The sequence below is a fragment of the Microbacterium terricola genome, assembly GCF_027943945.1.
Lineage (GTDB): Bacteria > Actinomycetota > Actinomycetes > Actinomycetales > Microbacteriaceae > Microbacterium > Microbacterium terricola.
In genome coordinates, this window is sequence record NZ_AP027141.1 from 283125 (window position 1) to 305286 (window position 22162).

Sequence of the window (22162 nt, forward strand, 5' to 3'; positions counted from 1 at the left end):
CGCTACGGGCGGCAGCGTCACCACCGCTAGCGTGTCAGGAGGGGACGTCGCTCGGACCGTCCCGCGGACGGGGCATTCGTGGCTGAGCAGGCGTCGGGGTGGCAGGGGTTCTGGGAGCGCGGCGGCATCTGGCGGGCGCTGCTGCTCGCCGTCGTCTACTACGGCCTGTATGAGCTGTTCGGGTTCCTGCTCGGGCTGGCCTTCCCCGAGGGAGGTGCTGCGCGCGGCGACGAGGGGAGCGCGGCGGATGTGCTCATCGGCACGATGCTGCCCATCGTGTTCGGCAGCGCCGTGCTCGTGGCGTTCGCCGCCTCGCTCGGCTGGGTCAAGGAGCTCTTCGGGCCGCAGCCGGTGCGCGGGCGTCGATGGATGTGGATCGCCATCGTCGTCGTGCTGGCGATCAACGTCTCGTCCCTTCTGAGCATCGACTACGGCGAGGCGGGTTTCGTGCTGGTCGCGACCTGGCTGCTCACCGGGCTGTTCGTCGGCTTCGCCGAGGAGGTGCTCACCCGCGGGTTCGTGGTGAACCTCATGCGCAAGGCCGGCCACGGCGAGATCGCCGTCGCGCTCGCCTCGGCCGGCATCTTCGCGGCGCTGCACGCCGGCAACCGCTTCACCTCGGACCAGGGACAGGGCGTCACCGCGCTCCAAGTCGTGTACACCTTCGGCTTCGGCCTGTGCATGTACCTCGCGCTGCGCGTCACCGGCACCCTGTGGGGCCCGATCCTCCTGCACGCGAGCACCGACCCGACGCTGTTCCTGCACGCCGAGTTCCCGACCGGAGGGGTCTTCGGCCTCCTCCCCGCGCTGAGCACCTTCCTCGTGATCGCGACCGGCGCCGTCCTGCTCATCGTGCTGATCGTGAGCGAACGGCGCAGGACGCGTCAGGCGACCGACACCGGAGCCGTCGCGCGCTGAGTCGCCGCGGCGGCAGCCGCGATGAGGTCCTCGCGGAGATAGCGCGCATAGCCGCCGACCGTGCGGCCCTGCTGGCGACCGCTGGTGCGCACCCACGCAGCGTCGGAGGCGACGAGCCTCGCACCGCGGGCGCGCATCTCCTCGACGAGCCAGACGTCCTCGTGCTCGCGCACGTCCTCGAAGCCGCCCGCGCCGATCAGCGTGCTCGCGCGCGTGCCGAGGTTCGCCCCGTGCACGTGCCCGTTGGCGACTCCGGGCGTGTGCGTCGCCCACCATGCCTCGGTCTGGGTCTCGTCGAGGTCGCGGAAGTCGGGTCGCACCGTCCCCACCACCACGTCGGCGCCGCGTTTCGCGAGTCGCAGCTGATGCGTGAGCCAGTGCGGCGGCACCGCGGAGTCGGCGTCCGTGTGCGCGATCCACAGCCGGGAGGGCGGAACGTCGCGATTGGCCCGCAGCGCGGCGTCGACCCCGGCGGCACGTGCTGCACCGACCCGGCCCGCGTCGATCGTGACCACCTCCACCGGGAAGTCGGCCGCCAGCTGGGCGGTCGCGTCGGAGCAGGAGTCCAGGACGAGCACGGTCGTCACGCGTCCGGTCACGTGACGGGCCGCCAGCGCGGCGAGCTCCACCGATGTGAGGCACGCGTGGATGAGGTCCTCCTCGTCGTGCGCGGGGATGACGATGGCCGCGGCCAGGATGCGGTCGGATCTCATGGCGTGAGGCCCTCCCGCGCGGCGACCGACGGCGACCCGGGGCGGGCGAGCACGTCGAGCCGGAAGTCGGGTTCGAGGTGGCTGGCGGCGGTCTCCCATGTGCGGCGCGCCCTGATCGCGTCGTGCACCTCGTCGCCGCCCAGCGGCGCCCCGGAGATGGGGTGCCGCCAGTGGCAGGCGACGAGCATGCCATCGTCGGTGAGAGCGCCGTCGATCCGGTCGATGACGCGCTCGAGCTCGGGCCGCGAGAGGTAGTAGCCGACCTCCGAGAGCACGATGAGATCGAACGAGCCGTCGGGCCACTCGGCGGGGACGGTGAGGTTCTGGAACGACACCCGCGGGTCGTCGCCGATACGGGCGCGCGCCCGGTCCAGCGCGGTCGGCACGGCGTCGGTCGCGACGACACGATCCGCGCGGTCCCGCAGCGCCGCGGTCAGCGCACCCGTCGAGCATGCGACGTCGAGCGCGCGACGGAACCGCGGCCGCGGCAGTGACGCCATCACGATCTCGCGTTTGCGCTGCTCGTACCACCGCGAGTCGTAGCCCCATGGGTCTTCGTGGCGGGCGTAGAGATCGTGGAAATAGGCGATGCCGACAGCATCCGCTCGCTCGTCGGCGGAGGTCACGAACACCTCGAGCGGCCGCTGGAAGTGCCGCAGCATCGACGACGACAGCATCGGCGGTTCGCCCGGCGACGCCGGGGGAGGGGTCAGCTGGGTGGCGTGGCAGGCGATGGCCCTCGCCTTGACGGCTGCCGTGGCCGCGCTCAGCGGCAGGACGCGCCAGCCGGTGGTGTCGACCTCGGCCGGCTCGCCCCAGTGCCACAGCCAGACCGGGTACCCGAGCACCTCGACCGCCGCACTGCGGAACCCGGCGGCGATGTCGCCGAGCACACGGTGGTCGCGATGACCGTCGCCCACCCACGGCGCCACGACCAGCGTCGAGCCGGCGCCGGACTGCAGCGTCGCCGCGACGGCGCGCCGCAGCGCGTCGGCGTTCTCCCGCAGCCCGCCGTCGGGAAGCCCGAGGAACGTGACCCGTGCGTCCGGGGCGAGCAGGGCGACGGCCCGCGCGGTCTCGGCGCGGCGCGTCATGGCCAGCTGCGGATCCCTCGTGCCGCCCGCTCCCGCCGCCTCGCCGTCGCTCGCGCAGACCACCTCGACCGGGACGCCGCGCTGCGCCGCCACGGTGATGAGTCCACCCGCGCCCAGGGTCTCGTCGTCGGGGTGCGCGGCGAGCACCACCAGCCGGTCGGCAGTCAGTGTGAGCTCGGGTGCGGCAGCCCATGGCGCGGCGTCCGCCCAGCGCTGCTCGTCGGTGCCGGGGTCACGGTGGTCGAAGGCGATGCTCATCGGCTGCCCAGGAGCCGGCCGAGACGGGCCAGGTCGCGCTCGCCGTGGTGCTGGCGGAGGTACAGCCGCAGGTCGGCGACGCGGCGGGCGTGCTTCTCCTCGGCGGTCAGGGGAGCGGGGCCGAGGGCGTGCTCCGCGATCGTGAGCACCCGCTCCGCCGCCGCGGCCGCCGTGGCGCGTACGCGCTCGGCGAGCACCTTGGCTGCGGCAGCATCCATCCCGCCGTCGACCGCGTGGGCGCTCTCGGCGAGGCTCGCCCGCGTCGCCCACATCAGCGTGTCGGCCTCGCCCAGGAACGCCAGCGAGAGCTGGTCGGGTTCGGCCCGCGCCGTCGCGGCGGCGAGCGCGTCGACGAGGGGCATCGCGCCGCCCCACCAGACCGCCGCGACGCCCATCCCGCCCCACGCGAAGCCCGGCCGGGTGAGATACCAGTCCGGCCCGCCGATCGGCACCGCGGCCGCGCCCTCGAACTCGACCGGCGCGCTGACGATGTGCGAGAGCCCGCGCGCGTGCCACGGGCCGCTGCGGGCGACCACTGCCGGCTGGCGCAGGGCGACCGCGAACAGGCGGCGCCGGTCGCCGTCCCAGGCGGTGACGAGCGCGTGGCTGAGGTAGGTCGCGAGCGAGCACCACGGCTTCACGCCGGTGAGCGTCCAGCCGCCGTCAGGGGCACGGGCGGCCTCGACCCGACCGCCCGGACCCTCGGCGGCGAACACGCCCCACGAGGCATGCCCGTCCGCGCCGATGGCGGTCAGGGCGTCGCGGGGGTCATCACCCTCCGCGCGGGCCTGCGCCAGGATCGCCAGGGCGTCGAGGTGGGGCTCCAGGATGCGCGCCGCCGCGACGTCGAGCGCCGCGGTCGTGGCCAGCAGCTCCCAGAGCGCCGTGGTCTTCCCCTTGCCGGGGACCGGCACCTGATGGCCGATGCTGACGGCCCACCCGATCGTGGCGTCCACGTGGGTTCCGAAGCCGATGACCTGTGCGGCGGTGGCGGCCGCGTGCTCGGTGGTCGCGGCGACGCCGCCCTGCAGACGCAGACGCAGGGTCGGGACGTCGGCAGGGGCGGCGGCGGTCACTTCTTCTTCGCGGGGGTGCGGTTCTCCGCGCTCACCATCCAGGCGAACTGCTCGAGCTGCTCGAGAACGTCGTGCAGGATGTCCGCCGAGGTCGGATCCTCCTCGTCGACCGCGTCGTGCACCTCGCGCGTGGTCGCGATGACCGATTCGAGGCGCTCGGTGACGAGGTCGATCGTCTCGGTCGTGTCGATCTCGCCCTGCGGGAACTCCGGGAGGGTGGTGGTCTGGGCGATCGTGTCGCTGCGGCCGTCGGGCAGGGCGTGCAGCGCCCGCATCCGCTCGGCGATGACGTCGCTGAGGGTTCGCGCGGCGTCGATGATGTCGTCGAGCTGTCGGTGGGTGTCGCGGAAGTTCGTGCCGACGACGTTCCAGTGCGCCTGCTTCCCCTGCAGCTGCAGCTCGAGCAGGTCGACCAGGATGCTCTGCAGGTTGTCGCTGAGCTGCTGGGAGGCGCGGAAGCCGCTCTCCTTGTTCTGCTCCTGAGTGAGCTTCGCTCCGCTGCCTCCGCGGGCAGCGCGACGCTTGTTGCCCGGACGTGTGGTGTCGGCCATCGTGTTCCTCTCTCCAGCATCCGACCGGATGCTGTGACCGACGCTATGCGCCGGGACATGGCGTCCCGAGGGGGTTGACGGTGCTCGATGGGCGGTGCTACCCGGCGCGCTTCAGCGGCGTAGGCTCGGACGTTATGGCTATCGGCGCGATGATCCACACGTTCACGGTGCAGCTCGCCGATGTCGACCGGGGCGTCTACGACGAGCTCTCGCTCCGCGTGGCCCGCCATCCGTCGGAGACCGACGCCTTCATGATGACGCGGGTCCTCGCCTACTGCCTCGAGTACGAGGAGGGGATCGCCTTCAGCGAGGGCATCTCGGCGACCGACGAGCCCGCGGTGCTTGTGCGGGACCTGACCGGACGCCTCACCGCCTGGATCGAGGTCGGCGCGCCCGATGCCGCACGCCTGCACCATGGCAGCAAGCTGGCCGATCGCACCGTGGTCTACACGCACCGGGATCCTGCGAAGGTGATGGCTCCCTGGGCGGGCAAGCGCATCCACCGGTCCGAGACCATCGCCCTCCGCAGCTTCGACCCCGGCTTCGTCGACGCGGCGGTGTCCGCGCTGGAGCGGCGGAGCACGATGACGCTGTCGATCACCGAGGGTCAGCTCTACCTCGAGCTCAACGGCGTGAACCTGAGCTCCGCCCTGCACACCCGCCAGCTCGACCCTTCCTGAGCCGGACGCGAGTGCGATAGATCACCCGCGTTCCGTCTCGTCCGGCAGCGACGAGACGGCGATCACCGCCACGTCCTGCATCTTCCAATCCATCTCGGTGATGGCCTCGCGTGCGGTCTCGATCTGGGCGACCGAGACCTTGCGGCGGCGCGGAACGACGAACGCCTCGACGTGGAACACCTGTCCCATGTCGCGCATCCGCACCGCCGCTTCCGCCACCCACGGCTGACGCTCGAGCGCCCGCACGATGTCGGAGATCAGCGGCTGCACCTTCTTGTCGTCGTGCGTGCGCGCGCGCTGATCGATGAGGTCGAGGACGGCCGAGCCCGAGTTGCGGATGCCGTCCCACACGATCCCCAGCGAGATGAACAGGGCGGCGGCGCCGTCGAGCCACCACCAGCCGATGCCGATCCCGAGCACCCCGACGATCGAGGCGACGGTGGTGGTCCAGTCGGCTTTCGCCATGTCGGCGTCGGTGTACAGGACCTTGTTGTGCAGGACAGGTGCGAGCTTCGCCTTCGCGTGCCCGTAGAAGAACGGCCCGATGATGACGACGGTCATCACGGCGACCATGAGCCAGCCGAGCCAGATCGTCTGGCCGAAGATCCGCACGGTGCCGATCGCCGGGTGATCCCCGCTGAGCAGCCCCGACACCGCCTCGAACGCCAGGTTGCCGCCGACCGCGAGCAGCGCGACCCCGGCGACGAGATGACCCACGGCCATCGCCCGATGCAGCCCGTAGGGGAACGCGCGCGTCGGCCGCTTGCGGATGAACAGCAGCGACACCAGGAACGCGACCTGCGGGATGAGGGAGAGCATGTCCTCGATCCAGGCGGTCTTCATCGCCTGCGATCCGCCGACCACGAACGCGATCAGGACGATCGTGACGGAGGTGTAGCCGATCGTGAACCATTCCCACCGGATGGCCTTGCGCAGAGCCTCCTGCTGCGCGACCGGCAGATCAGTGCGCCCCAGCGTCTTCATCCGCCGACCTCCTGGTCGAGGTAGGTCTCCAGTGCGCTCTGCAGCGCGTTCTCGCCGAGGGGGAGCAGCATCACAACGGGCGCGCCGTCCGCGCCGGGGATGCCGGGATATCCGCGCGTGACGGACACGAGGGTGGTCCACGGGGTGGCGTCGGTCATGCCGCCGACCGCGAGGTCGAGCTCTCCGTCGGCGAGGTCGTCGACGAGGTCCTCCTCGCTGTCCACGATCCAGGTCACCTCGGCGCCGTGCTCGCGGGCGAAGCCCTCGACGAGGTCGGCGAGCGGGCCCGACACCTCATCGCCCTCCACCGTCACGAGGCCGGCGCTCGGCGACGCGCCGGCGCGCAGCATCCCGTCCGTGATGCGGCCGAGTGTCCCGTCGGGGTCGGTCGGGATCGTCAGGCCGCATCCGGTGAGACCGGCCGCGAGCAGCATGGTCAGCGCGGCAGCGGTCGTGCGGGTGACGGCGCGGGCTCGCGGCGGTCGCATCACAGGGGTTTGCCGCCGGTCACTCCGAGCACCGTGCCCGAGACGTACGACGACTCCGCCGAGGCCAGGTACACGTAGGCGCCGGCCAGCTCGGCCGGCTGACCGGGGCGGCCGATGGGGGTGTCGGTCCCGAACGTCGCGAGGCGCTCGGCATCCCAGCCGGTCGCGGGGATGAGCGGGGTCCAGATCGGCCCGGGTGCCACCGCGTTGACCCTGATGCCCTTCGGCCCGAGCTCTTCGGCCATCGCCTTCACGAAGGCGACCTGCGCGGCCTTCGTCATCGCGTAGTCGAGCAGTCCGGGCGAAGGGCTGTAGGCCTGGATGGACGAGGTCACGATGATCGCGGCGCCCGGCTGCAGGTGCGGCACGGCGGCGCGCGCGGTGAAGAGGAGGCCGTACAGGTTGGTGCGGAACACCCGGTCGAGCTCCTCCGTGGAGATCGACGCGATGCCCTCGCGGTCCTTCTGATAGGCCGCGTTGAGGACGAGGATGTCGAGTCCGCCGAGGGCGGCGCGGGTCCGATCGACGATCCCAGTCGCGAAGTCCTCGTCGCGCACGTCGCCGGGGAGGCGGAGGCCCTTCCGGCCAGCGGCCTCGATGAGCGCGACGGTGGAGTCCGCATCCTCCTGCTCGTCCGGCAGGTGCGCGATCGCGACGTCCGCGCCCTCCCGGGCGAAGGCGATCGCCGCGGCGCGCCCGATGCCCGAGTCGCCTCCCGTGATGAGGGCGCGCCGGCCCTCCAGCCGCCCGGAGCCCCGATAGCTGTCCTCGCCGTGATCGGGCCGCGGGGTGGTCTCGTCGGTGATGCCCGGCTGCTCCTGCGACTGATCGGGGAAACCGCCCTCCGGATGTGCCGAGCGGGGGTCGTGCGGCTGATCGGCCATGTGGTCTCTCCTTCTTCTGCCGTTGCTGTCGCGAATCTACCCGCGGGGGATCGGGTCGACAGGGGGTTGACGGCGAGGGCTCTGCCGGGTGCGGGTTCGACATCACTCCGGATGGGTGACGCACGGGGAGCGGCGACATCTAGGGTGAGAAGCGTCGCGAGACGATCACTTGACCCCAGGGAGTGCAATGGCCGAGCCGACCGCATCCCGCGCGCTCATCGTCCGCGGACTGATCAGGGCGCTCGTGTCGGCCTTTGTGCTGGTCGCGCTGTACTTCCTCCTCCCGCTCGACGGACTCCGCATCCCCGAGCTGCTCGTGGCGGTGTCCGTCCCGCTGATCCTGATCGCCGTCAGCGCCTGGCAGATCAGCGCGATCGTGCGCGCCCGCTATCCCGGCGTGCGCGCGATCGAGGCGCTCGCGATCGTCGCGCCGCTGTACCTCCTGCTGTTCGCCGCAGGCTACTTCCTGATGGCGACGACAGCTCCGGCGAGCTTCTCCGAGCCGTCGCTGTCGCGGATCGACACCCTCTACTTCGCGGTCACGATTTTCGCGACCGTCGGATTCGGCGACATCAGCGCGGTCACCGAGACCGCGCGACTGTTCGTGACCTGGCAGATGATCCTCAACCTCGTGCTCCTCGGCGCGGGCATCCGGCTGCTCACGTTCGCCGTGCGGCGGGGGCGTGCCTCGCGCGGCGCGGAGACCGGAATCACCCCTGTGGAGTGACTACCTCGGCGCGGCGCCTCTCTAGCGTCGAGATCGACGCCGACCCGGGCGCGCTGCGCAGCGGGTGGTCGGTGCACATCGCTGAGGAGGGACTGTTAAATGACTGACACCACTGGGAGACGTTGGAGCGGGTGGGCCGTTTTCGCTGGAGTTCTGCTGCTGATCGCGGGAATCCTGGACCTGGTCTTCGGGCTCGTCGCGGTCATCGGACCGAACGACGCCTACCTGCTCTCGGATGCGGGCACGCTGTTCCGGATCGACGTGGCCGGCTGGGGATGGTGGCACATCATCTCGGGCACGCTGCTCGTGCTGACGGCCTTCGCCGTCTTCGCGGGTGCGACCTGGGCACGGGTCGTGGCGATCATCCTCGTCGGACTCAACGCACTCGGGCAGCTGTCGCTGCTCTCCGTGCAGCCGTGGCTGTCGCTGGCGATCCTCGCCGTCGACATCCTCGTGATCTACGCGCTGACCGTGCACGGCCCCGAGTTCGAGGACGCGGACTGAGCCGCATCAATTGAGGGCGGAGGTGAGCCTCGCGAGGCCGTCGAGAACGGTGGCCGAGCGGGGCTCATTTCGCCATTCCTCGATGGTGAGCTCGCGCCCGGCGTCGCGGTAATCCTGCTCGACCGCACGCATCGCCTCGACGAAGCTGCGTCCGCGGACCAGCAGCGACACCTCCATGTTGAGGCTGAAGGAGCGGATGTCCATGTTGCTGGACCCGATCACCGCGATGTCGTCGTCGATCGAGAAGTGCTTGGCGTGCAGGATGAACGGCGCCGGGTAGAGGAAGATCCGCACTCCCGCCGCGAGGAGCGCGTCGTAGTACGAGCGCTGGGCGTGGTAGACCAGGCCCTGGTCGCCGATCTCCGAGACGAACAACTGGACTTCCAGACCCCGCTGGCAGGCGGAGGTGATGGCGTAGACCATCGCCTCGTCAGGGACGAAGTACGGGCTCGTGATGATCACGCGCTCGGTGGCGCCGTAGATCAGCGACAGGAACAGCCGCAGGTTGTTCTCGGTCGTGTACCCCGGACCCGACGGCACCACCTGGCAGGCGAGATCCGCCCCGGAGGCGGGGACGGCGACCTCGGCCGCGGGCACGTGCGCCGTGGCGGTGAGGTCATCGCCCGTCTCGATGAGCCAGTCCGACAGGAAGACCGCGTTCACGGAGGCCACGACGGGGCCCTCCAGGCGCGCCACGAGCTCCTGCCACTTCAGACCGCGCCGGATGTTCTTCTCCGAGTTGTACGAGCGGTCGATCAGGTTCTGCGAGCCGAGGAAGGCCGTCTGGCCGTCGACGACGACGATCTTGCGGTGGTTGCGCAGGTCGGGGCGCTGGTACTTGCCCTTGAACGGCATCACCGGCAGCATCCACGACCACTGCACCCCGATGCGGTCGAGCTCGGCGAATGTCTCGTCGGCACGGGCCACCTTGCGCGAGGCGATGTGGTCGGCGAGCAGGCGCACACTGACTCCCCGTGCGACGGCACGCTCCATCGCCTCGAAGAAGCCGCGTGTCGTGGCGTCCCACGACACGATGTAGAACTCGACGTGCACGAAGCGCGCTGCACCGTCGATCGCGTCCGCCATCGCGGAGATCGAGTCCTGGTAGCCGTCGATCAGCGTCGCGGTGTTGCCCTCGGCGGCCGGCAGGCCGGTCAGCAGCGTGTTCTGCTGGACGGTGCGCGCCAGCCAGCGCGGCCAGCCGGCATCCGTCGCAGGAGGGAGTGCGGCGGCGCGACCCTTGATGATGCCGTCGATGCGGGCCTGCTCCTGCATCCGCCGCTTCGGGAGCGTGATGTTGCCGATCAGCAGGAACAGCAGGATGCCGACGAACGGGATCAGGAAGATCGCGAGCAGCCACGACATCGCCGCGGTCGGCTTGCGATGGCGGGGGATGATGATGAGGGCGGCCACCTTGATCGTCAAGTCGACGAGGAAGGCGGCCGCCCAGATCAGGTTGGCCCCGAGGACGGGCTCCATGAGGTGGAGCCTATCCGGCGAGTGCCTTGGCCTTGAGCGCCTCGTACTCCGCAGGGGCGATGGCGCCGCTGTCGAGGAGCGCCTTGGCCTTGGCGATGTCGTCGACCGGGCTTGACGAGCGGCCCGCGGTCTCGCGGATGTACTCGTCCTGCGCGCGCCGTGCGTCGTGCGCCTGAGCGGCGGAGCGCTGCGACATGCCCGTGCCACGCGCGATCAGGTAGACCAGCGCCGTCAGGAACGGAACGAAGATCAGGAAGATGATCCACACCGCCTTCAGCCACCCGTTCAGCGACGTGTCGCGGAAGATGTCGCCGATGATCGAGAAGAGCACCATCAGGTAGGAGATGAAGACGAAGACCCAGAAGAACCACGCCACCCACGACCACAGATCCATGTCGTTTCCCATTCTTTCAAGGGCGCTCAGACCGCGCCGGTGAGACGACGCTAAGGGCGGAGCGGATGCGTGGCGTCACCCCCTGCGGATGACACCTGCCCCTCGTCGATGCGGTTGACCGACACCACCTCGACATGCAGCCCGTCGAACATGTCGAGGATCCCCAGCAGCTTCGCCTGATCAGGCACCACGCCGACGATGCGGGATCCGCCGCCGGCGTTGCCTGTCACCTCGAAGCCGTCCAGTGCGGCGACGATGGTCGGCCCGAGACGGTCGCGCACGATGATCTCGATCGTGTGTGCACTCACGCGGCGACCTCCCCGCCGCGGGGCGGCGTACCGCGGCGTCTATGTCATCCAAATACCTCGACCGTCGATCTTCCGTCATCCCTGTGGGATGATTCGGATGCCTTCTGGAGAAAGCCGGACCTATGACGGTGACGCCCGCCATTCCGCCGCACGCGGTGGACAGGCCCCCGCTGCGGGCGCTCCTGGACATCGGCGCGGAAGCTCCCCTCACCCTGGTCGTCGCCCCGGCCGGCTCGGGCAAGACGGTCCTGCTCGCGCAGTGGGCAGCCCACCTGGCGCCGACCGAGTTCGCCTGGCTCGAACTCACGTCGGCGGACAACGACGCCGTCCACCTCGCGCGTCGGCTCGTCTCCGAACTGGGCGAGCTCGACGGGGCCTTCGCCGCGCTGGACGCCCCCCTCGGTACGCCCGGCGCGGGCCTCGGCGCCCCGATGATCGAGGCGCTCGCCGCCGCGTTCGCCGAGGTGCCGTCGCGGATCGTCGTCATCTTCGATGACCTCCACCGGGTCACGAACCGCGACATCATCACCGACCTGTGGCGCCTCGTCGACATGCTGCCGCCCAACGTGCACTTCGTCTTCTCGACGCGGGTCGACCTGCGGCTCGGCTGGAGCCGGCACCGCCTCCGGCACGGCCTCGTCGAGATCCGCGCCGCGCAGCTCGCCTTCGACGATGCGGATGCTGTGCACTTCCTCGAGCGGGTGTCGCGCAGGGCGGTGGAGCCGTCGACCGCGGCTGCCGCCGTCCGGCGGACCGAAGGGTGGGCTGCGGGTCTCCAGCTCGCCGGCCTCCGCCTCCGGGTCCACCCCCAGGCGGGCGAGGACGGCGAGGCGCTCGCCGAGGGGGAACGCCTCGCGATCGACTACCTCGGTGAGGAGGTTCTCGAAGCAGAGGACCCGGCGCGGCGGCGTGCGCTCCTCGAGCTCTCCGTGCTGGAGGAGATGTCGCCGGAGCTCGTCGAGCACCTGACCGGGGTCGACGACGGCGCCGCCTTCCTGGAGGAGTTGGAGTGCGAGTCGCTGTTCGTCGTGCCCGTGCACGGCGTCGAGCGCCGCTTCCGCTTCCACCACCTCTTCCGCGATGTCCTGCGCATCCGGCTGCGCGCGGCGGCACCTGCGGTCGAAGGCACGCTGCTGCGGGCGGCCGCCGCCTGGCATCGCGATCAGGGTGCGATCGGCGACGCCATCGAGTGCCTGCTCGCCGCACGGCTGTGGACCGAGGCGATCGACGCGATCCTCGCGCGCGGCCGTGACGTCTACGAACGAGGCGAGACCGCCACGGTGGCGCGCTGGCTGGGGACCGTGCCGTCGGACGTGCTGGAGCAACATCCCGATGCTGTCGTGCTGCGGGGCATGGTCGAGGGGATGTCCGGCCGCGACTCGATCGCCGATGCTCTGCTGCGCAGCGTCATCGGCCGCCCCGACGTTCCGATCGGCACCCAGCTCGTCGCGCGGGCGTACTGCGCCACCGGTGTGCAGTTCCACGTCCCCGCGGAGCGCTACCGCGACGACGGTCTCGCGATGCTCGCGGCGGCGGACGCGGCGGGCGACGTCGATGTCCCGGACCTGCTGCAGATCACATCACCGGCCCAGATCCGCACCGTCGCAGTCCTGTCGATCGGCCGCGCGAACCTCTTCCTCGGCGATCTCATCGAGGCGGAGCGATGGCTTTCCGACGGACTCGCCAGCGCGGGGGCGAGCTACGCGCCGTATCGCATCCATGGTCTGGGCAGCCTGGCGATCTGCCATGCCCTGGCCGGTCGACTGAATGCCGCGACAGCGAGCGTCGACGAGGCGCTCGATCTCGCCCGCGAGACGGGACTGCTGGCGCATCCCGCACCGGCCGACGCCTTTCTCGCCAAGGCGGTCGTCGCGATCCAACGGGGGCTGCCCGAATCTGGCGCACTGGCCCTGCACGAGGGCGCGCTGCGCGCATCGGCGAACAACCGCACCCAGCTCCTCTGGATCGCGCACGCCGCGTCACGCCTGATCGACGCCGACGGCACCGACATCGCGGCGATCCCTCCTGCGGGGCCGCCGTCGCCGCTCGTCCGCGACATCCTGCAGGCGGTCGAGCAGCGGCGGCGGCGAGAGGCGGGCCGGAGCGCGCCGCCCGCACCGCACCCCTTCTGGTCGGCCGCCGCCTTCGAGGACGTCGCGTGGCTCCTCGTGCAGGGCGACCATGCCGCGGCTGAGGCGGTGCTCGACGCAGCGCCCGCGCCCGTCCCGCTCTCACCCGCCCACGCGGTCGAGACCGAGGTCCTCCGCGCGTGGGCTGCCGCCGTGGCCGGCGACCGTGTCGCGGCGCGATCGCTGCTCGCCGCCGCCCTCGAGCATGCAGCGGCGGAGCACCTCGTGCAGCCGTTCCTCCGCGCGGGCCGTGCCGTCATCGCGCTCGTCGAGGGGCTGCCCGAAGACCCCGCCGGGTTCGGCCGCGAGGTGGTCGCGCGCTACCGTGCGCTGCGCGCGCCGGCCGGCGACCTGCCCGACCCGCTCACGGCGCGCGAGCTCGAGCTGCTCGCCTTCCTGCCGAGTCGGCTCACGAACGCCGAGCTCGCCGCCCGGTGCTTCGTCTCGGTCAACACGGTCAAGACCCATATGGCGCACATCTACCGCAAGCTCGATGCCGCCGGCCGCGACGCCGCGATCGCGCGGGCACGGGAGCTCGGGCTGCTCAAGGAAGCCGATATCGCCCATGCAGGATGACCCCGCAGACGACGGACCCCGGTACCTTCGGCGCATGAGTCACCCGCGCGCACGCCTGCGACCGGCGCGGCCGGCCGCGTTGCGGCGCCTGGCCGAGGGGAAGCCGGTGCCCGGGCGGATCGGGGTGCTCGCGGCGATCGAGCGCCCGCTCGTCATCGCGTTCATCGCGACGCTGGGCGTGCTCGGCGGCATCGTGCTCGGCTCGGCCATCGCATCGATCACGACGATCCTGGCGTACATCTTCATGGCGCTGTTCATCGCACTCGGCCTGGATCCGGTGGTGCGCAGACTCGAGCGCCGCGGACTCAAGCGCGGCGGCGCGATCGGCCTCGTCTTCGCCGTGTTCGCCGTCGTGGTGCTCCTGCTCGCGGTCTACGTCCTGCCCCGCGTCATCGCCGAGACCGCCGCCTTCATCGGCTCGCTGCCGGAGGCGATCGCCGGGATCGAGTCGGCCGACTGGTTCACCTCAATGTCGGCTGATGCGCAGACCGCGATCTCGCACGGTCTCGACGAACTGACGGCCGCGCTGGCCCGCCCCGAGACCATCGCGGCGATCGGCGGCGGTGCGCTCGCCGTCGGCGTGGGCATCATCAGCGGCATCTCGGCCGGGTTCGTCGTGGTCGCCCTGACGCTGTACTTCCTCGCGTCGCTCGAGGCGATGAAGCTCGCTCTCTACGCGCTGGCGCCCGCACGCTCCCGGGTCCGGCTGGCCGACATGACCGAGCGCGTGACGGCGTCGGTGGGCAGCTCACTGCTCGGATCGGTCGTGCTGTCGTCGATCAACGCCGGCGTGGTGCTCGGACTGCACCTGCTGATCGGGCTCCCTTACCCGGTGCTCATGGCGGCGATCGCGTTCGTCATCACCCTCATCCCGCTGTTCGGGTCGGTCATCTTCCTCGTGCTCGGCTCCCTGGTCGCGCTGCTGTCGAGCCCCGCGCAGGCGCTCGGGTTCGCCATCGGGTACCTCGTGTACATCCAGCTGGAGTCGTACGTCGTCAGTCCCAGGGTCATGAACAAGGCCATCGCGATCCCCGCGGCGCTCGTCCTGATCGGCGCGCTGGTCGGCGGAACTCTCCTCGGGGTCCTCGGCGTGCTCATCGCGCTCCCCGTGATGGCGACGATCCTGCTGATCATCCGCGAGGTCGTCGTCCCCAAGCAGGACGCCAAGCTCTGACGGGCACCGAGATCACGTGATCTCGGTGAGAACACCCGTCATTGACGCCCACAACGTGTGGCCTCGCCGAGATCACGTGATCTCGGCGAGGCCAGACTGGCAGCAGGCTGGGCGGGCCTGCCGCAAACCGAGGTCAGCGGACGGGTGGGGTGGCCAGGGTGCGGGCCTCGTCGCGCTGCTGCGCCTCGAGCAGCTCCGCCTCCTCGCCGCCGATCGCCTCGCCACGGGCCACCAGACCGGCGACGTCGGACAGCGGGATCTGCTTGAGGAAGAGCGAGAGCAGGAACGCGAGCCCGATGAAGGGCAGCAGGTACCAGAACACCGGAGCGAGGGCATCGGCGTAGGCGTTCACGACGCCGTCGCGCAGCGAATCAGGCAGCTGGCTCAGCGTCTGCGGGTCCAGCGACGACGTCGCGTTCGCCGCATCCGCCGCCGGGATGCCCGCCCCGAGGAACACGTCCTGCAGGTTCTGCGTCAGGCGCGTGGTGAAGATCGTGCCGAATACGGCGGTGCCGAGCGCCGCCCCCACCTCGCGGAAGTAGTTGTTCGTGCTGGTGGCGGTGCCGATCTCGGACGCCGGTACCGCGTTCTGCACGACGAGCACGACGACCTGCATGATGAGGCCGAGGCCCGCGCCGAACACGAACAGGAACACGCAGATCAGCCAGATCGGGGTCGCCGCGGTGAGCGTCGTCATCGCGACCATCGCGACCGCCGTGACGAGGGTGCCGATGATCGGGAAGATCTTGTAGCGGCCGGTCTTGGTGATGAGCAGTCCCGAGGCGATCGAGGTGCCCATCAGGCCCACCATCATCGGGATCATCAGAAGGCCGGATGCTGCCGCCGACGTGCCGGAGGACATCTGCAGGAACGTGGGGACGAACCCGATCGCGGCGAACATGCCGAGGCCGAGCGTGAGGCCGATGGCGGTCGCATTGACGAACACCGGGTTGCGGAACAGGCCCAGCGGGATGATCGGGTCCTCCGCCTTCGCCTCGGTGAAGATGAAGCCCGCCACGGCGATGAGGAAGCCGATGCCCCACGCCCAGGTCGCGAGCGAGTCCCACCCGAACTCGGAGTCGCCGCCAAAGTCGGTGAAGAAGATGAGGCAGGTCGTCGCGGCCGAGAGGAACAGGACGCCGAGGATGTCGATCCGCTTGGTCGCCTTCTTGTCGGGCAGCGTCAGGGCGAACAGGGCGATCACGAATGCGGCGATGCCCACGGGGATGTTGATGTAGAACGCCCACTGCCAGGTGAGGTGATCGACGAAGAAGCCGCCCAGGAGGGGGCCGGCGACCGCGGACAGGCCGAAGATCGCGCCGAGCGGGCCGAGGTACTTGCCGCGCTCCGACGCGGGCACGATGTCGGCGATGATCGCCTGCGACAGGATCATCAGGCCACCGGCGCCCAGGCCCTGGACGGCGCGGAACACGACGAACATCCAGAAGTCCCCGGCGAACGCGCAGCCGACCGAGGCGAGCGTGAACAGCGCGATCGCGACGAGGAACAGCCGTCGGCGGCCGAGCACGTCGCCGAACTTGCCGTAGATGGGCATGACGATCGTGGTGGCCAGGAGGTAGGCGGTGGTGATCCAGACCTGGTGGTCGACGCCGCCGAGCTGGCCGACGATCGTCGGCATCGCGGTCGAGACGATCGTCTGGTCGAGGCTGGACAGCAGCATCCCGGCGATGAGGGCGCTGAAGATGATCCAGATTCGCCGCTTGGTCAGCAGCAGGGGCGCGGGGGAAAGCGTGGTCATGCGGGTCCGTTCGGGTCGGGCTGGGAGATCAGGGGAGAGTCCCCCGAGGAGAGAGTCAGGAGGAGAGGAGGTCGCGGGCGACCGTCAGGCGCTGTCGCAGCAGGCCGTGGATGTCGGTGTCGCCGTCGGCGAAGTACTGCGCGACGGTCGGGCGGAGCAGTGCGCCGAGCAGGTGCACCGCGGTCGCCGCGCGCAGGGCGTCGCCTGCGCAGTCGGGGCGACGCAGTGCGAGCGCGGTGTCGTCGCGCTCGCTCTCGGCGGCCAGGGCCACGAAATGGGCGAACAGGCGGGGCTCGCGGTCGAACACGCGGCCCAGCTCCGCCCCTTCGGCCCTCGTGGGGGCGAAGAGATCCCAGCGGGCGAGCAGGAGCTCGGCCAGGTCGTCGAGCAGGTGCCCCGTGCCGGCGACGAACGCCTCGTCGAGCTCGACGGTGTCGGTGCGCACCGCGATCCCGAGGACGGCGTTCTCCTTGCTCGCGTAGTAGTTGAAGAACGTGCGGCGGGAGACGCCCACGTGCTCGCAGAGCTCCTCGATCGTGAAGCCGGAGAACCCCTGCTCGGCGGTCAGGCGACGTGCCTCGGCGCGCAGCGACTGCGCGGTCTCGGCGACCCGACGCTCGCGCAACGAAGATGCACTATCTGACACGGAGTGCAGTATTGCACTTTGGGTTGAATGATGCAATTCACCGAGGTGGCGAGCGTCGCATTGCGCGGTGTTGCGCCCGCTGCCGGTCACGATCAGCCGCACCCCCACACTCGTGAGGTGGATCGATCTCGCGCGGGTGCGCCGGTGGCGGCGGTGGTGGTCTCGGTCGTGCTGTGGTCGACCGCGTACGGCCTGAGCGCGCTCGTGCTGGTAACCGCATCTCCTGCGGTCCTCTCCGAGCTGCGGCTGCTCCTCGCGGTGCCGCTCCTGGTGGCGATGGTGATCGTCCGCCGCGCCCCCGACCGCGGGCTGTGTGCCCTCGGTGCGGCGCTGCGCCGCCCCCGGACGGTGCTGCTCGCGCTGACCGGCGTCGCGCTCTTCTACCTGCCCAGCAACCTGGGTCTCGCCCTGTCATCCGCGGGCACGGCGGCGCTGATGTCGGCCTCGCTCCCCGTGCTCACGGCCCTGCTCGCCTGGGGGATGCTGCGGGAGAGGGTCACCGGACGGGTCGCGGCAGGGCTGGCGCTCACCACCTGCGGCATCGTGCTGGCCTCCGCCCGCGCGGCGCAGTTCGGGCTCGGCGCGGTGCTCCTGGTCGCCGGGCTCGCCTCGTACGCCCTGTACACCGTGCTGCTGCGGCGGCTTGCCCCGCCGCAGGGCGGCGCGCAGCGAACTGCGGGCGGCGCGGCGCCGGACCCCCTGGTCCTCGCGACCGCCACGGCGATCTGGGGCGCCCTCCTGCTGACGCCCTGGGTGGCTGTCGAGCTGGTCGCCGGCACGGCCGCGTGGCCCACGGGCACGACGGGGTGGGTCAGCATCCTCATCCTCGCCCTCGTGGTGACCGGCCCCACGATGGCGCTGTACAACTACGGCGCCGAGCGGGTGCCTGCGGCCTTCTCCGGCACGGCCGCCGCCGCTGTTCCCGTGCTCGGGTACGCCTTCGCCGTCGTGCTCGGAGAGCCGCTCGAGCCGCTCAAGGTCGCCGGCGGCACCCTCGCGCTCGCCGGGATCGTCCTGGCCGCGATGCCCGCCCGCGCGTCCGCGCCCGTCGTGGTCAGCGCTTCTTGACCGGATCGACGCTGACGTCGATCTTGTCCTGGGCCCCGAGGGACGACCAGGCGCTCTCGGTCCCTCCGGCGGCATGAACGGCTGCGCGCACCGCTCGCTCGTCGGCCCACTCGTTGAGCCGGTGGCCGCGGTGCCCCCGCACGTGCTCGAGCTCGACGTCCGGCAGGCCGGCCGCGCGCCGGGCATCGCGCACCTCGATGAGCTGCTCGAGGATGTCCTGGTTCTTCACCGGCGCCTTCGCGGCGGTCTTCCAGCCGCGCCGGCGGTGCCCGTCCATCCACTTCTCGTAGGTGTCGATGGCGTACTTCGAGTCGGCCTGCACGTGCAGCTGCTCGACGTCGGCGTGGTCGCGGATCGCGTAGAGCAGGCCGAGCAGCTCGCCGATGTTGTTCGTGCCGAGCACGAGCGAGCCGGCCGCCCAATGGCCGTCCTCGCCGACCCACGCCCATCCGGTCGGACCCGGGTTGCCCTTGCATGCGCCGTCGGTGGCGACGGTGTATCGATCGACCATGTCCTGCCCTCTGAATGTCCCCAGCCAGGGTACCGACCGTCGCTGAGTACGCTGACCCCTGTGGACCCCATCGTCGCAACGCTGTCGATCCTCGCCCTGGCGATCATCGCGTTCGTGAGCAACCGCCTGCCCCTCGGCATCGTCGCGCTCGGCGTCTCACTCGCTCTCTTCTTCACCGGCGTGCTGACGCTGCCGCAGGCCCTCGCGGGCTTCGGCGATCCGACCGTGCTGTTCATCGCGGCGCTGTTCGTCGTGAGCGAGTCGCTCGATGCCACCGGCGTGACGGCCTGGGCAGGGCAGAAGGTGATCGCGCGCGCCGGGACGAAGCGCGTCGTGCTGCTCATCGTGATCTGCCTGCTGTCGGCGGTCGTGACCGCCGTGATCAGCATCAACGGCGCGGTCGCGGCGCTGCTGCCGCTGGTGGTCGTCGTGGCCGCGCGCGCCGGGATCCCGACATCCCAGCTGCTCATGCCGCTCGCCTTCGCCGGGCATGCCGGGTCGATGCTGCTGCTGACGGGTACGCCGGTGAACATCATCGTGTCGGAGTTCGCCGAGCAGAGCGGCGGTCGGGCGTTCGGCTACGCGGAGTTCGCGCTGGTCGGCGTGCCCCTGGTGCTCGGGTCGCTGCTGATCATCGTGCTGTTCGGGCGGCGGCTGCTGCCGAGCCGCAACGGCGCGCTCATGCCGACCGACCTCGTCCGTCACGCCCGGCTGCTGCGAGGGCAATACGACCTGAGCCTGGACACCGGCACGCTGCTGGGCCCGGTGAACGGGGTCACCGAGGTCGTGATCCCGCCTCGTTCGCCACTGATCGGCACGATCGTGTCGCCTGGCATGGCCACGCCGGACGGCCAGCTCGTCGTCCTCGCCGCGCGCCGCGGCGAGGATCAGCTCAAGGGGCAGCGCATCGTCGTGCAGGCGGGCGACGCGCTGCTGCTGCAGGGCACGTGGGACGATCTGTCGCGGCACACCCAGGGCGACAGCGTGCTGGCCGTGGATGCGCCGGAGCAGCTGCGCCGCGCGGTGCCCCTCGGGAAGGGTGCGCGGCGGGCGCTCTGGATCCTCCTCGCGATGGTGGTCCTGCTCGCCACCGGGCTGGTGCCGCCCGCGGTCGCGGCCCTGCTCGCGGCAGGCGCGCTCGTCGTCACGCGCACCGTCACCACCACGCAGGCGTACCACTCGATCTCGTGGACCACGATCGTGCTCATCGCGGGGATGATCCCGCTGTCGACCGCCGTCACCCAGACCGGCACGGCCGACCTTGTCGCCGGACGCCTGCTCGCCCTGATGGGCGACGCGAACCCGTACGCCGTGCTGCTCGTGCTGGTGCTGCTCACCCTCGTGCTCGGCCAGCTGATCAGCAACGCCGCCACGGTGCTGGTGATCGCACCCATCGCGGTGTCGGTCGCCACGACCATGGACCTGTCCGTCCAGCCGTTCATGATGGCGCTGACCGTCGCCGGCGCCGCCGCGTTCTTCACCCCGATCGCGACGCCCGCGAACCTCATGGTGATGGAGCCGGGCGGCTACCGCTTCGGCGACTACTGGAAGCTCGGCCTTCCCCTCGCGGTGCTGTTCGTCGCGGTCGCCGTCATGTATGTGCCGCTCATCTGGCCGTTCGCGGGCTGACCGATGGCGACCGTTGCGGACGAAGCGCGCGCACTGCGCGTCTCCCTGATCGCGAATGCGGTGCTCTCGCTGGGGGCGCTCGCACTCGGACTCGTCCTGGGGATCCGGGTGCTCGTGTTCGACGGGGCTTTCGGGATCATCGGCATGGTCACGACGTGGATGGCGCTCGGTGCGTCGCGCAAAGCGCTTCAGGATCCGACGCGCAGGAACCCGTTCGGATGGCCCGCGCTCGTGCCCCTCGTCGTCGCGGTGCAGGGCGTCGCCGCACTCGCGACCCTGGTGATCGCCGCAGGGGATGCGGTGATCGTCATCGCGGACGGCGGCCAGGACATCGCCGTGGGCGTCGTCGCCGGCTACGGCGTCGTGCTCGCCGTCGGCTCGGGGATCGTGGCGTGGTGGCTGGGGCGCACCTCGAGCGACCTCGTGCACGCGGAGGCGCTGGACTGGCGCGGCAGCGCGATCCGTGCGGCGGTCGTCGCCGCCGGCGCCGGTGTTGCGGCGATCCTGTCGGCGGCGTCGGTCACCTCGCTGCTCCCGTACGTCGACCCGGTGCTCGTGCTGGCGTCGTGCGTGCTCGTCGCGCCCCTGCCGATCTCGCTGGTGCGACACGGGGTCGGCGAGCTCCTGGAGGGCGCCCCGCCCGCAGGCACCGCCGCGCAGGTGGACGCCGCTGTCGTCGCGGTGACGGATGCCCGTGGCCTGTCGGCACCGGTCGTCCGGGCGGCCAAGCTCGGCCATCGCCTATACCTCGAGGTCATCTACCACGTCGAGCCGGGGCGCTGGTCGATCGATGAGCAGGACGAGATCCGCCGTGACATCCTGACCCGCCTGGACGGGCTCGGACTGGAGGTGTGGCCGTCGATCGAGCTCACCACCGACCCGGGCTTCGACTGAGCGCCGCGCTGCCGCATCCGGCCTCAGGGTGCCGACTAGGATCTGCGCCATGGGGAGATTCATCTACGACACCATGTCGAATTCCGTCGACATCGACGACCGCACCCTCGCGCATCTGCGCATCGTCGTGATGAACAAGCTGCGCCGTGCCGAGCCGTTCATGTTCGACGTCGAGATGGGCGACGGCAGCGGTCGTCGCAGCTTCTGGATGCACCCGGGGGTGCCGCTCCAGTTCCACTTCTTCGGCAGCCGTCAGGCGTGGATCAACCGCGCCTGGATCGAGGATCTGATGCAGGCCGCGAGCGGTCCGAACGGGCTGACCATCACGCCGGAACCGGCCGAGGACAAGGCGCCCGAAGAGGGCTGAGCGTTACGCGTCGGCGTCGTCGAGGACGGGGATCGGCCCGGTCACGATGTGCTCGTCGACCAGAAGGATGCCGCCCGACGAGTTCGCCGAGTTCGCCAGTTCCTCGATCCAGTCGCGGCTGAGATCCGCGGGCTCAGGGTCGTCGAAGACGAAGCGCAGCGGGATCGACGGGTGGATCCAGATCGTGCTGCGGCCGCGGGGCTCGTCGTCGAGGTGCCGCCACGACACGGTGAAGCTCTCGTTGCGGCGCAGCTTGGTCGCGATGACGACCTTGAGGTGCGCCAGGGCACGGTCTTCGACATGGATGGGCGATGCCGTGCCGCCGTAGTAGATGGTCCCCACGGGCACCAA

Annotated in this window: 24 protein-coding genes; 10 read left to right on the forward strand and 14 right to left on the reverse strand. The window is 70.8% G+C overall.

The annotated features are described in order from the left end of the window. Positions 1-78 precede the first annotated feature (78 nt). Positions 79-918 (forward strand): CPBP family intramembrane glutamic endopeptidase, encoded by an 840-nt coding sequence (locus tag Microterr_RS01390; protein WP_263796574.1) that lies wholly within the window; start codon positions 79-81, stop codon positions 916-918. Here the strand turns inward: Microterr_RS01390 and Microterr_RS01395 are convergent. From Microterr_RS01395 to Microterr_RS01410, 4 genes are read right to left on the reverse strand one after another with little or no spacing between them, the layout of a single operon-like run. Next, complete coding sequence (locus Microterr_RS01395) at positions 885-1631, reverse strand: glycosyltransferase family 2 protein (protein WP_263796573.1); 747 nt, start codon at positions 1629-1631, stop codon at positions 885-887. The two genes, Microterr_RS01390 and Microterr_RS01395, sit on opposite strands and share 34 nt — an antisense overlap. Continuing rightward, positions 1628-2983, reverse strand: a complete 1356-nt coding sequence (locus Microterr_RS01400; RefSeq protein ID WP_263796572.1) for a bifunctional PIG-L family deacetylase/class I SAM-dependent methyltransferase — start codon at positions 2981-2983, stop codon at positions 1628-1630. Before Microterr_RS01400 ends, Microterr_RS01395 begins: the two co-directional genes overlap by 4 nt. Beyond that, entirely contained in the window at positions 2980-4059 is a 1080-nt protein-coding gene (locus Microterr_RS01405) for an acyl-CoA dehydrogenase (protein ID WP_263796571.1), read from the reverse strand. Before Microterr_RS01405 ends, Microterr_RS01400 begins: the two co-directional genes overlap by 4 nt. Continuing rightward, positions 4056-4610: a Dps family protein gene (locus Microterr_RS01410; protein ID WP_263796570.1), complete on the reverse strand. Its 555-nt coding sequence runs from the start codon at positions 4608-4610 to the stop codon at positions 4056-4058. The genes Microterr_RS01405 and Microterr_RS01410 overlap by 4 nt, the downstream gene beginning before the upstream one ends. A gap of 134 nt (positions 4611-4744) precedes the next feature. Here Microterr_RS01410 and Microterr_RS01415 point away from each other — a divergent pair, with 134 nt between their 5' ends. Then, a complete protein-coding gene (locus Microterr_RS01415; RefSeq protein ID WP_263796569.1) occupies positions 4745-5290 on the forward strand; it encodes a YaeQ family protein in 546 nt (181 codons plus the stop codon). Positions 5291-5311: 21 nt separating this feature from the next. Here Microterr_RS01415 and Microterr_RS01420 read toward each other — a convergent pair whose 3' ends face one another. Genes Microterr_RS01420 through Microterr_RS01430 form a run of 3 tightly spaced genes read right to left on the reverse strand, consistent with a single transcriptional unit; the run spans position 5312 to position 7646 of the window. Beyond that, on the reverse strand, positions 5312-6274 hold the full coding sequence (locus tag Microterr_RS01420; RefSeq protein WP_263796568.1) for a cation diffusion facilitator family transporter: 963 nt from the start codon (positions 6272-6274) through the stop codon (positions 5312-5314). After that, entirely contained in the window at positions 6271-6762 is a 492-nt protein-coding gene (locus Microterr_RS01425) for a transglycosylase SLT domain-containing protein (protein WP_263796566.1), read from the reverse strand. The genes Microterr_RS01420 and Microterr_RS01425 overlap by 4 nt, the downstream gene beginning before the upstream one ends. Then, on the reverse strand, positions 6762-7646 hold the full coding sequence (locus tag Microterr_RS01430) for an SDR family oxidoreductase (protein ID WP_263796565.1): 885 nt from the start codon (positions 7644-7646) through the stop codon (positions 6762-6764). Before Microterr_RS01430 ends, Microterr_RS01425 begins: the two co-directional genes overlap by 1 nt. Positions 7647-7833: 187 nt before the next feature. On the opposite strand from Microterr_RS01430, the gene Microterr_RS01435 reads away from it, so the two are divergent. Continuing rightward, positions 7834-8373: a potassium channel family protein gene (locus Microterr_RS01435; RefSeq protein WP_263796563.1), complete on the forward strand. Its 540-nt coding sequence runs from the start codon at positions 7834-7836 to the stop codon at positions 8371-8373. A gap of 99 nt (positions 8374-8472) precedes the next feature. Then, entirely contained in the window at positions 8473-8877 is a 405-nt protein-coding gene (locus Microterr_RS01440) for a DUF7144 family membrane protein (protein WP_263796562.1), read from the forward strand. 6 nt (positions 8878-8883) lie between these two features. Here the strand turns inward: Microterr_RS01440 and cls are convergent, their stop codons facing one another. From cls to Microterr_RS01455, 3 genes are read right to left on the reverse strand one after another with little or no spacing between them, the layout of a single operon-like run. Then, on the reverse strand, positions 8884-10356 hold the full coding sequence (gene cls, locus Microterr_RS01445) for a cardiolipin synthase (RefSeq protein WP_263796560.1): 1473 nt from the start codon (positions 10354-10356) through the stop codon (positions 8884-8886). A gap of 10 nt (positions 10357-10366) precedes the next feature. Next, positions 10367-10750, reverse strand: coding sequence for an SHOCT domain-containing protein (locus Microterr_RS01450; protein WP_263796559.1), 384 nt, complete (start codon positions 10748-10750; stop codon positions 10367-10369). Positions 10751-10800: 50 nt separating this feature from the next. Then, positions 10801-11058: a hypothetical protein gene (locus tag Microterr_RS01455; RefSeq protein ID WP_263796557.1), complete on the reverse strand. Its 258-nt coding sequence runs from the start codon at positions 11056-11058 to the stop codon at positions 10801-10803. 122 nt (positions 11059-11180) lie between these two features. On the opposite strand from Microterr_RS01455, the gene Microterr_RS01460 reads away from it, so the two are divergent. Further along, positions 11181-13763 (forward strand): winged helix-turn-helix domain-containing protein, encoded by a 2583-nt coding sequence (locus Microterr_RS01460; RefSeq protein WP_263796556.1) that lies wholly within the window; start codon positions 11181-11183, stop codon positions 13761-13763. Positions 13764-13797: 34 nt separating this feature from the next. Continuing rightward, a complete protein-coding gene (locus tag Microterr_RS01465; protein WP_263796555.1) occupies positions 13798-14937 on the forward strand; it encodes an AI-2E family transporter in 1140 nt (379 codons plus the stop codon). 133 nt (positions 14938-15070) lie between these two features. Here Microterr_RS01465 and Microterr_RS01470 read toward each other — a convergent pair whose 3' ends face one another. Continuing rightward, positions 15071-16696 carry an MDR family MFS transporter gene (locus Microterr_RS01470; protein WP_263796554.1) on the reverse strand — a complete coding sequence of 542 codons (1626 nt, stop codon included), beginning with the start codon at positions 16694-16696 and terminating at the stop codon, positions 15071-15073. A gap of 55 nt (positions 16697-16751) precedes the next feature. After that, positions 16752-17342, reverse strand: coding sequence for a TetR/AcrR family transcriptional regulator (locus tag Microterr_RS01475; RefSeq protein ID WP_263796553.1), 591 nt, complete (start codon positions 17340-17342; stop codon positions 16752-16754). Positions 17343-17459: 117 nt separating this feature from the next. Between Microterr_RS01475 and Microterr_RS01480 the strand changes: the two genes are divergently transcribed. Next, on the forward strand, positions 17460-18410 hold the full coding sequence (locus tag Microterr_RS01480; protein ID WP_263796552.1) for a DMT family transporter: 951 nt from the start codon (positions 17460-17462) through the stop codon (positions 18408-18410). On the opposite strand, the gene Microterr_RS01485 is transcribed toward Microterr_RS01480, so the two are convergent. Further along, complete coding sequence (locus Microterr_RS01485) at positions 18397-18921, reverse strand: ribonuclease H family protein (RefSeq protein WP_263796550.1); 525 nt, start codon at positions 18919-18921, stop codon at positions 18397-18399. The genes Microterr_RS01480 and Microterr_RS01485 overlap by 14 nt on opposite strands. Positions 18922-18981: 60 nt before the next feature. Here Microterr_RS01485 and Microterr_RS01490 point away from each other — a divergent pair, with 60 nt between their 5' ends. The 3 genes from Microterr_RS01490 to Microterr_RS01500 are packed head-to-tail and all read left to right on the forward strand — an operon-like array spanning position 18982 to position 21811. Next, positions 18982-20550 (forward strand): SLC13 family permease, encoded by a 1569-nt coding sequence (locus tag Microterr_RS01490; protein WP_263796548.1) that lies wholly within the window; start codon positions 18982-18984, stop codon positions 20548-20550. A 3-nt stretch (positions 20551-20553) separates the two neighbouring features. Next, the gene (locus Microterr_RS01495; protein WP_263796546.1) at positions 20554-21444 is read left to right on the forward strand and encodes a cation efflux transmembrane domain-containing protein; all 891 of its coding nucleotides are present in this window, start codon (positions 20554-20556) and stop codon (positions 21442-21444) included. 49 nt (positions 21445-21493) lie between these two features. Next, the gene (locus Microterr_RS01500) at positions 21494-21811 is read left to right on the forward strand and encodes a DUF7882 family protein (RefSeq protein WP_263796545.1); all 318 of its coding nucleotides are present in this window, start codon (positions 21494-21496) and stop codon (positions 21809-21811) included. 3 nt (positions 21812-21814) lie between these two features. Here Microterr_RS01500 and Microterr_RS01505 read toward each other — a convergent pair whose 3' ends face one another. Beyond that, positions 21815-22153, reverse strand: coding sequence for a DUF7882 family protein (locus Microterr_RS01505; protein WP_263796543.1), 339 nt, complete (start codon positions 22151-22153; stop codon positions 21815-21817). Between the last annotated feature and the right edge of the window lie 9 nt (positions 22154-22162).